Origin of the sequence: Paracoccus sp. S-4012, assembly GCF_009674885.1 — a bacterium.
Classification (GTDB): Bacteria; Pseudomonadota; Alphaproteobacteria; order Rhodobacterales; family Rhodobacteraceae; genus Paracoccus.
On sequence record NZ_WKKA01000047.1, the window covers coordinates 1 to 963 of the forward strand.

Annotated in this window: 1 protein-coding gene and 2 pseudogenes; 2 read left to right on the plus strand and 1 reads right to left on the minus strand. The window is 65.1% G+C overall.

Annotated features, from left to right (window positions below; genetic code table 11):
• Window positions 1-67: 67 nt before the first annotated feature.
• Window positions 68-214 (plus strand): annotated as a pseudogene (locus tag GI374_RS18740) (IS3 family transposase); the annotation flags it as partial.
• 446 nt (window positions 215-660) lie between these two features.
• Complete coding sequence (locus GI374_RS18745; RefSeq protein WP_229583590.1) at window positions 661-840, plus strand: hypothetical protein; 180 nt, start codon at window positions 661-663, stop codon at window positions 838-840.
• On the opposite strand, the pseudogene GI374_RS18750 reads toward GI374_RS18745, so the two are convergent.
• Window positions 837-963, minus strand: a pseudogene (locus GI374_RS18750) (IS5/IS1182 family transposase); the annotation flags it as partial. The gene GI374_RS18745 and the pseudogene GI374_RS18750 overlap by 4 nt on opposite strands.

Consider the following 963-nt stretch of genomic DNA (forward strand, 5'->3'; position numbering starts at 1 on the left):
GCCCAAGGGTGCCACGGGTAGAGCACTTCGCGCTCCTCGGTCCCGTGGGCGTTCTGTAATTGAGTTGTACAACCATGTCAGGCCGCATTCCTCGCTCGGCGGAATGGCCCCGTCACAAGAGCGCCGGGCACTTGAGCAATCCGTGAGCTCCGCGCCCGGCGCGCTTGCCCAACCCGAAACCCACCAATACCAAGTCCAAGGACTCTCGTCATGATCGAGGGACGCCGGGGGGGCAGGTCATGACCTTTGACCTCATCTCGCCGTTTTCTCCCGCTCGTCTCGGGTCGCCGCCGAGCGCGGTTCGGTTTCGGGTTTTCCCGGGGCATGGGATCGGGATGGCGGTCATAACCGAGCGGGAGGATGCCGCGCATCCACATGCCTTTTGCTTGGAGGCGCGACCTTGTCGCAAGCTGGTGGTCAACGAGGCCGAGGCGGAACTCGTGCGCAAGCTCTTCCGGCTCTATGACGAGCTGGGTTGCCTGGGAGCCCTGGAGCAGGCTGCCGCGGCACGCGGCTACCGCTCGAAGCGCCAGACATTCACCAGCGGCAGGACCCAGGGCGGCGGGCCCGTTCTCCCGCGGTCAGCGCTGCTATCTGCGGGAGCGTCGATCTTCTGTGTAAGTGTGCCGGTCCATGCTGAAGCAAACGGAGGCATGGACGATGACGATCACTGCCGAGGTGTTCGACGAGCTGTTGAAGGGCTGCGAGCGGCCTGAGGACCGGGTGGGCGAAGCGGGACTGGTGACGGAGCTGAAGCGGGCCCTGATGCAGAGGATGCTGGGCGCCGAGTTGACGGAACATCTGGGCTACGCGCACGGCGAGACGCCGGCCGTCGGCTAGGGCGCGGACTCAATTGCGCGCAGCCAAATCCTTGCGGAGGCGAGGGCGACGGCGGCAAGGAAGTTGGTTGCGTGCTTTTCGAAGCGCGTGGCGATGCGGCGGAACTGCTTGAGTTTGCAGAAG